The organism is Spirulina sp. 06S082, from assembly GCF_034932145.1.
Lineage (GTDB): Bacteria > Cyanobacteriota > Cyanobacteriia > Cyanobacteriales > Spirulinaceae > CCY15215.
Genome location: NZ_JAYGHV010000189.1, coordinates 1 through 8,364 on the forward strand (window position 1 = coordinate 1; position 8,364 = coordinate 8,364).

An 8,364-nucleotide genomic window follows, 5' to 3' on the forward strand; every position below is an offset into this window, starting at 1 on the left:
CGATCGTCACCCGTTGGCACATCCCCCCAGAAAGTTCGTAAGGATAGGCATTATAGCGCCGTGAGGGGTCGGAAATGCGAACGAGAGAGAGGAGTTCTAAGACTCTTTCTCGACGTTGTTTTGGGGGTAAGTTTGCGTGTGCTTGCAAAACATCTTCAATTTGTCGCCCTATTTTACGAATAGGATTAAGTGCTGCGCGAGGATTTTGGAAAATCATAGATAACTCTTTACCTCGCTTTTGACGCAATTGCGATCGCTTAATTTGTAGCAGATCGATGTTATCAAAAAGAATGCGTCCCGAGGTTATTTTACCCGCGCGATCGAGGATTCCCATTGTGGCAAAAGCAAGCACGGATTTTCCCGATCCACTTTCCCCAACAATGCCGACAATTTCTCCTGCTTTTATATCAAAACTGACATTTTCAAGGGCGCGAACTGTTCCTCTGCGCGTGGCAAATTCAACAGAAAGGCGATCGACAGCGAGTAAGGTTTCTTGAGTCGTTTTTGGTTGCATTTCTTTCATGTTTTTTTCCTCGGATCGAATGAATCTCTTAAACCATCTCCAAGGAGATTAAAACAAAATACAGCAAACATTAAAGATAGTCCAGGAAACATTGCCAGCCACCATTCCCCAGAAATAATATAAGTTGCCCCTTCTGCCACCATAATTCCCCATTCTGGAGTCGGTGGACGCACGCCCAAACCAATAAAAGAAAGTCCCGCAGCATTGAGAATAGCCCAACCCATATTAAGGGAAATATGCACCATCATCACGGGCAGTGCATTGGGAAAAAGATATCTGGCCATAATTCGCCAGTCGCCATTTCCAGAGAGTTTTGCTGCTTCAATATAGCCTGCTTTTTTGATAATTAAAACTTCTGAACGAATGACGCGGGCATAGAGAGGAAGGTTAATAATTGCGGTGGCATAAATAATATTTTCCACCGTGTTTCCTAATGCAGCAACAATTCCCATTGCTAAAACAAAGAGAGGAAATGCCATAATTGTATCGATCGCGCGACCAACGATATTATCTATCCATCCTCCCCAATATCCTGCCAAAACCCCTAATATACTTCCGATAAAGAAAGAGAGAAAAACCGCCGCGATCGCAATTCCTAAATCCAAGCGAGTTGCGGCGATCGCACGACTTAAAATATCTCTTCCCAGTTGATCGGTACCGAACCAATGTTGTAGAGAAGGAGGAGAAAGCGCGATCGCTGAGTTCGTTTCTAAGGGATCGTAGGGCGCGATCGCATTGCCAAATATTGCTAGAAAAATTAACGAGAGAAACATCAAAAATGCAACTAAAGTTAAAGTATTTTCTTGGAGAATATAGCGAGTCTGTCGAATTGATATAGTCATAATTTAATTCATAATTAATGAATGATATCGGGACATTATCTGCAACTTCCCTACAGTTAAAAACCTGCTCTGGGATCGATAATTCCATAGAGAATATCGATCGCCAAATTAAGAAAAATATAGAGAAAAGCCATTGTTAAAACAAATCCTTGTACTGGGGCATAATCTGAATTAATTAAAGCCTCAACTGCATAAGAACCAATTCCCGGCCAAGCAAACACTTTTTCAACTAAAATATTAGCACCCAGTAGGAAGGAGAAAACAACTCCCATTGTTGTAATAATAGGTAGCAAAGCATTGCGAAAAGCATAAGTAAAAAGAATTTTAACGGGTGACAAACCATTGCTTTTAGCAAGACGAATAAAATCGCTTCCTAGTATAGCAATCATCGAAGCTCTAGTTATTCTTGCGAGAGGAGCAAGGGCAAAAATACCTAATGTTATAGCGGGTAAAATGAGATGTTGGAAGGAAACAATAAAAAGACTGAAATCTCCACGTATTAAACTATCAAGTAAATAAAAACCTGTAAAATGTTCGGGAGGAGAAGATAGTAAATCTAAGCGTCCAACCGGTGCGGGAACAATTCCTAAGAGGAAGTAGAAAATATAAACCAGTAAAAGCCCAGTAAAAAAGGTAGGTAAAGAAACCCCCGCAGTTGTAATAAAACGAGAAAGATGGTCTAACCAAGAATTGGGTTTTAATGCTGCTAAAATGCCCAAAGGAACGGCAATGATAAAAGCAAAAAGGACTCCTGCTAATGTTAATTCTAAAGAAGCTGGCAAGCGAGTAGCGAGATCGTAAATTACTGTTTGTCCTGTTGTTAAAGAAACACCTAAATTTCCTCGGATCAGTTCTCCAATATAGATAAAAAACTGTTCGATCCAGCTTTTATTTAATCCTAATGTTTCTCGTACTTGCGCGATCGCTTCTGGTGTTGCGGATGCACCTGCGAAAAAAGCAGCAGGATCTCCCGGTAGCATTCGAGTCATAATAAAACTAACAATAATGACCCCGATCGCGCTGGGAATTGCTGCTAATAATCGCTGTAGAATAAATTGAGGAGTTGAATGCTTGGACATTTTGAGAATATTATAAGGTTCGATCCCCCTCAGTCCCCCTTAAAAAGGGGGAAGTTAGAGTCAGTCCCCCTTAAAAAGGGGGAAGTTAGAGTCAGTCCCCCTTAAAAAGGGGGAAGTTAGAGAATGATTCGCTATTTGCTCTTAGATAACTAAACTTTCTTTAACTGTCGAAAATCTAATTGACGATGGAACCAATATTGATAACCTTCGATATTTTTTTGCATGGCGATCGAGAGATAAGGTTGAACAATGGGAATGCGAGGAACTTCATCCCATGCAATTTGAATAAACTCTTGCACGGATTTTTCATAATCCTCTTTTCCGGGTTCTGATTTTAAAGCGGTTTCAATCAATTTATCCATGTCTGGATTCTTATAAGAACTACCATTAAAAGTGGCATCTTGACCATGATAAGCATAGAAGAAAAAATAATCGGGATAGTTTAACCAACCGCCAAAATTATTGATAATCATGGGGCGACTTTTCTCCACTAAAACCGAGCGAAAATTTGCTCCAGGTACTTTTTCTAAGGTAACTTTAATGCCAATTTCAGCGAGAGATTCTTGAATAAGAACACATAAAGGTTCTGCCCATTCTTTTGTTCCTAAGTTAAAAGCCAACGTTGTTTCAAAACCATCGGGATAATTAGAGAGAGATAATGATGCTTTCGCTTGTCCCATATCAGTCTTATATGGACTTGGTTGCGGCCATTCTGTATTGTTTACTTTCGTTGATTTTGCCCCAAATTGTTTGACAGCTTCCCCATAAAGTGCTGTATAAAACATTGCTTGATATGGCATTGCATAAGCAACAGCTTGTCTGACTTTGACATCAGCAAAAGGATTAGATTTTCCTGTTAATTCTTCTTTTGTATTCAGATCGACAGAGTAGAGACAATTTTCAATCGGAGTTGAAACGATCGCATATTTTTCAGTTTCTTTGAGTTCTTTTGTATCTTTTTCAGAAAGACTAAAGTTAATATCAACATCGCCTTTTTCCAATAAAGCGCGACGGTTTCCGGCTTCGGGAACATCGAGTAAAATTACTTTTTCAATTTGGGGTAATGGACCCGATTTCCAGTCATCAAAGCGAGTTAAAACTAATTTTTTTCCTGGTTCAAAAGAATCTAATTCAAATGCACCTCCTCCCGCATCATTATTATTCACCCATTCCATTCCCCAGGGATCGTCCTCAGTAACGTGCTGTTTGACCAATTCAGAGTTAATAATTAAAGGAATAGGAACTGCTAAATCGATCGCGGTAAGTTTATCATCGCGCAGTAATTTAACTTGGAAGGTATAATCATCAATAACCACAAATTGTTCTGGCTTTTCTAATGCACCTGCTTTCATCTGAAAAGTGGGAAATCCGCCAACGGAAACAGCGCGATCGAAAGACCATTTAACATCATTTGCAGTCACGGGTTTCCCATCGTGAAATGTAGCATCTTTCCGCAAGGAAAACGTGATTGATTTTCCTTCTTCTGTTTCCCAACTTTCTGCTAATTCCGGTTTTAATTGGGTATAATCGTAAGAGAGAGAACCATCGGGACTAGTTTTAGTATCAAAGGTCATAAGGCGATCGTATAAGTTCCAAGATGAACCATAACCAGGGCGATTTGTCCCAGAACGATGAAGGTCTAAACTATTAGGAAATCCTCCCCCTTGTACCACTGTTAAAATAACTTCTTCATCTCCAGTTGATGCTGTAGTTGCAGCCTTTTCTGTACCAGAAGGAGAACCGCAACCTTTCAATGCACCTGCTAAAGCAAATCCAGCCGCAAAACTCGTTCCTGTTTTGAATAAATCTCGTCGTTTCATTTTCAGTAAAATTGGTAACTGTTTTCCAGTAAAATGTTAAAATAGCTACAGTTTTTTAGGGATTTAGGTTAAATCTCTGTGCTGTACTTGTTGAGGTGTAGACTAACAGATGAAAGTAAAGAAAATGGGGAGAAAAACGTAAAGAAATCGGGAAGAAGAAAAATGACACGATTTAGGTATTATTTTCCTCTAGGATTGGTGATTGCTATTGGTGTAAGTTTATCGGCGATCGCGGCTTGGTTTGTGGGAGAATGGGAACGATCCGCGCATCAGTTGGAGTTTCAGCGACAGACAGAAAACCTCGCGATCGCACTACAACGGACGTTAAATCGCTATAATGATGTACTTCTTTCGATTGGAGACTTTTATCAGGTTTCAGAAAACGAGGTCTCTCAAGCCGAATTTTCTCTATTTGTGCGGCGATCGATTTCGACTTATCCTGGGATTCAAGCCTTAGAATGGTCGCCTTTAATCTTACATCGCGATCGCCTACTTTACGAAGAATCCATGCAGCAAATTTGGGGTGATAATTTCGCGATCTTTGAAACAGAAAATAATACTTTGAGTGTAGCTAAAGAACGTAGCGAATATTTCCCCGTTACTTATATTGAACCGCTAAGAAACAATGAGGCTGCTTTGGGGTTCGATCTCGCTTCAAATTCCACTCGTCGCGAAGCCTTACAATTAGCGAGAGAAACGGGTCAAATTGTTGCCACGAGGCGCATTAAATTGGTGCAAGAAACAACCAATCAATATGGCTTTCTTGTTTTTATGCCCATTTATTATCCATTTCCTGAAGATACAATTGTCAGTCGGGGCGATAATATTAAAGGTTTTATTTTAGGTGTATTTCGCATTGGTGATGTTATCGAGGAAGCGTTGCAAGGATTGAACGATCGCATTGATTTTTCTTTACGCGATCGCGAAGATTTTTTGGGCTTTTATGATTCAGTAAATCAAGAGGCGATCGGGGAATCTGAAATAAAGAATGCTTTAAAAAAATCTCATTTTTTATGTTCTAAATCTCTTTTTTGTATTCATTCTTTAAGTATCGGTCAGCGAGAATGGTTAATAGAGTTTTATCCATCTGAAAACTATTTATTTTCATTACGATGGGGAATGTTATCAACTTTAATCATTGGTTGGCTTTTAACAATTATTATCGCTTTTTATTTATGGAAATGGCAAGTCAAAATACAACAAACTCGGGAAATGAGTAATCTAAAAATGCAGTTTTTTTCTACCACTTCTCACGAGTTTCGCACGCCATTAAGCACAATTTTAATCTCTGCTCAATCTTTAATTGATAATCAGCAAGATTTCTCGGAAGCGAAACGATTGAAAATATATTATCGTATTCAAAGCGTTACTAAACGCATGACACAACTTTTAAATGATATTTTAACCTTAGCTAGAGCAGAATCAGGAAATTTAGAATTTACACCAGAAATTTTAATTTTAGAGCAATTATGCGGGCAAATTATTGATGAAGTAGAACCCGAAAATATAGAAAAAGCCAGAATTCAGATTGAGAATTGTTATCCCGATCGCCAAGTTTACCTCGATCGCAAACTCATTCGTTCTATCTTGACAAATCTGCTCGGAAATGCTTTAAAATATTCGTCTACCGATAGTTTAGTGCATTTAGAAGTATCGGGAAACTCTCAAGGGTTGGAATTTAAAGTTTGCGATCGCGGAATTGGTATTCCCGAGGAAGCACTAGAAAAGATTTACGAACCCTTTTATCGCGCCAATAATGTTGGTAATATTATTGGGACGGGGTTAGGTTTATCGGTGGTTAAAACTTGCGTTGAGTTACATGGAGGGACAATTGCGATCGCTTCTCAAGAACAAAAAGGAACGATTTTTACAGTTAAACTTCCACTTGCTGAGTAGTTTTTCTGTCTACCTAGCTATACTGTTATCCGTCTGCGCTTGAAAATCAATTAGTCCTTGTGCTAAAATGGTTAGCTTGATGCAAACTAAAGAGCTTGAAAAATTTAAAATTGTTAGGGTTATAAAACACAATTACTATTAATTTATGTTACGACTTATTCCTTTATTTCTAGTTATTTCTTTAGGCATTGCAGGAGTTGTTGTCTTTGGCTACTATTCTCTGGTTGACTGGAATGCCCTTCAAATTGCTTATGTAAACTTCTCAAATATTGCTAACAATTCACCCGAACTCACCGCTTTATTTTCTGCTGAAGCACAGCAAAATATTCATCGCATTAATCTTTTTGCTGAGGGAGTTTGGGTGCTTCAAAGTGCCATTTTAGCCGCAATTGGTTTGCATGGTATTTGTACCTCCTCCCAAAGAAAAAGAAATTAGCATTGAGCCTGTTAATATTTAGGACGTAAAGAAAATTCATCAAACTTAATAATATCAGAATTGTGTTGAGTCGTATCAAAATAATAACTGCTAACTTTTCCTCGTCCTGTATCTAAAATACTAAAAACTGAAATATCGTTACTAGAAACATAAGGCAAATCGTTATTATTCTCATCTTTTAATGGGGAAATTGTTGGCATAATTGGCTCTAAACCATTGGGATCGCCTTCTGCAATATAAGTTTCTTGATATCCCTTGGGAATAGGGCGTTTTTTGTTCCCCAAAAAAGCACCATAACTATTACCAACATTGGAAGATTCGAGAAAATTTACTCCTTGTTTATTTTGAAAACGATTCCAGAGATGAGAATGACCATAATAGACGAGTTGAACTCCTGCTTCATTAAATAAAGGTTCTAAATAGCGAATAATATAATCATCATTTAATGGGTACTCATAGCGCACAGATTTTACTTCCCCTTCTAGTGTTGAAATAATACTTTGGCGAGGATTAGTATAAGCAGGAACAATATTATCTCCTAAAGTATGGGGAGGATGATGGAACATGACAATTTTATATTTAGCGTCTTGAAATTCTGGTGTTTGTAGTTCTTGTAAAAGCCATTTATATTGTTTACTATCAGGAGTAATCGGTTCAAAAATATGCTGTCCATAACCCCATTTTTCCGGAGTGTCCAAATCCTGCGATCGCTCTCGATAGCGACTGATTTGCTCATCTTTTATACTAGGCGATCGCCAAATATTAGTGATATATAAAACAACCAAACGAATATCGCCAAAAGTGACTGCATAATATTTCTCTCCTCCCGAATTGCTTTGCGGTAACGTAAAAATTTCCTCATAAGTATCGGTATTAAAAGAATTTGCTTTAATCCATGCTGCTTTTAACTGCGGATCGTTTCTCGGGTTAATTTCTGCACTAGATTTTTGATACATCTCCTCAGCTTTAATGTGGGGATAAGCATCGCCAAATTGTTCATTTAAACCCGTTTGCAGAGAAAAACGTCCCATCACTTCATGATTGCCGATCGCCGTGAATAAAGGAGCGTGTTGAATCAATTCTCCGCCTTTATAAACCGTCTCGATCCCCTTCTTTTTCAAAGTATAACTCCCTCGACCTTGGAGGACAGGAAAAAAGGCATTTCCCCCATCGCTATCGAACCATTCCGAAGCGCGATCGGCAATATTAATTAAATCTCCTGCCATAAATACCGCATCAACTTTGCCGATCGCCTCCTCTACTTTTTGTAAATTTGCCGCCGTCATCGGCATCAATTGATGATCGGAAGTTAGTAAAATCTTGAGGGGTTTTCCCTCAGAAGGAGTCGGTGCAAGGGAAAAAATATGACTGCTAATTTCCTCCCCCGTTTCTCGAGTTGAAATAACACGATAAGGAATGCGGCGATCGCGTTTTAAACCCGTTATTTCTGCCTCATGTCGCCAAACCTCCCGAGCGGCAGTTTTGGCATAAGACGGCGTAATTTTAGAGTTTTGGTCTTCTCTAACCCGCGTCAGTTTGGAGGTTACTGCCCTCACTTCCTCTTCTAAATTATCGCCATAAACGACGCAATTTTCCCTCCCCGAAAACTCCGTAAACCAAACAACCCGTACAGAATTTGGCGTTGGGAGTTGCAGAAACGGATCGCTTAATAATTCAGTAGCAACCATAATATTTTTCGGTCTTAAAGACTTTGGCGGCTCCATAAAAACCGCCAATAAAAAAGCAGCAATAAAAGGTAACAGTACGA

The 8,364-nt window shown here is 39.0% G+C and carries 7 protein-coding genes; 2 read left to right on the top strand and 5 right to left on the bottom strand.

Going from position 1 to position 8,364, the window contains the following annotated elements:
- From VB714_RS13630 to VB714_RS13645, 4 genes are all read right to left on the bottom strand, one after another.
- Nucleotides 1-523: ATP-binding cassette domain-containing protein (locus VB714_RS13630; RefSeq protein ID WP_323225031.1), on the bottom strand; the 523-nt coding region annotated here is incomplete at its 3' end.
- The gene (locus VB714_RS13635; protein WP_323225034.1) at nucleotides 520-1,365 is read right to left on the bottom strand and encodes an ABC transporter permease; all 846 of its coding nucleotides are present in this window, start codon (nucleotides 1,363-1,365) and stop codon (nucleotides 520-522) included. The genes VB714_RS13630 and VB714_RS13635, both read right to left, overlap by 4 nt.
- 56 nt (nucleotides 1,366-1,421) lie before the next feature.
- Nucleotides 1,422-2,444 carry an ABC transporter permease gene (locus VB714_RS13640; protein ID WP_323225037.1) on the bottom strand — a complete coding sequence of 341 codons (1,023 nt, stop codon included), beginning with the start codon at nucleotides 2,442-2,444 and terminating at the stop codon, nucleotides 1,422-1,424.
- A gap of 149 nt (nucleotides 2,445-2,593) precedes the next feature.
- Nucleotides 2,594-4,264 carry an ABC transporter substrate-binding protein gene (locus VB714_RS13645; RefSeq protein WP_323225039.1) on the bottom strand — a complete coding sequence of 557 codons (1,671 nt, stop codon included), beginning with the start codon at nucleotides 4,262-4,264 and terminating at the stop codon, nucleotides 2,594-2,596.
- 162 nt (nucleotides 4,265-4,426) lie between these two features.
- Here VB714_RS13645 and VB714_RS13650 point away from each other — a divergent pair, with 162 nt between their 5' ends.
- Both VB714_RS13650 and VB714_RS13655 read left to right on the top strand, forming a co-directional pair.
- Entirely contained in the window at nucleotides 4,427-6,160 is a 1,734-nt protein-coding gene (locus tag VB714_RS13650) for a CHASE domain-containing protein (protein WP_323225041.1), read from the top strand.
- A gap of 145 nt (nucleotides 6,161-6,305) precedes the next feature.
- Entirely contained in the window at nucleotides 6,306-6,596 is a 291-nt protein-coding gene (locus VB714_RS13655; protein ID WP_323225044.1) for a hypothetical protein, read from the top strand.
- A gap of 11 nt (nucleotides 6,597-6,607) precedes the next feature.
- Here the strand turns inward: VB714_RS13655 and VB714_RS13660 are convergent, their stop codons facing one another.
- Nucleotides 6,608-8,359 carry a metallophosphoesterase gene (locus VB714_RS13660; protein WP_416309678.1) on the bottom strand — a complete coding sequence of 584 codons (1,752 nt, stop codon included), beginning with the start codon at nucleotides 8,357-8,359 and terminating at the stop codon, nucleotides 6,608-6,610.
- Between the last annotated feature and the right edge of the window lie 5 nt (nucleotides 8,360-8,364).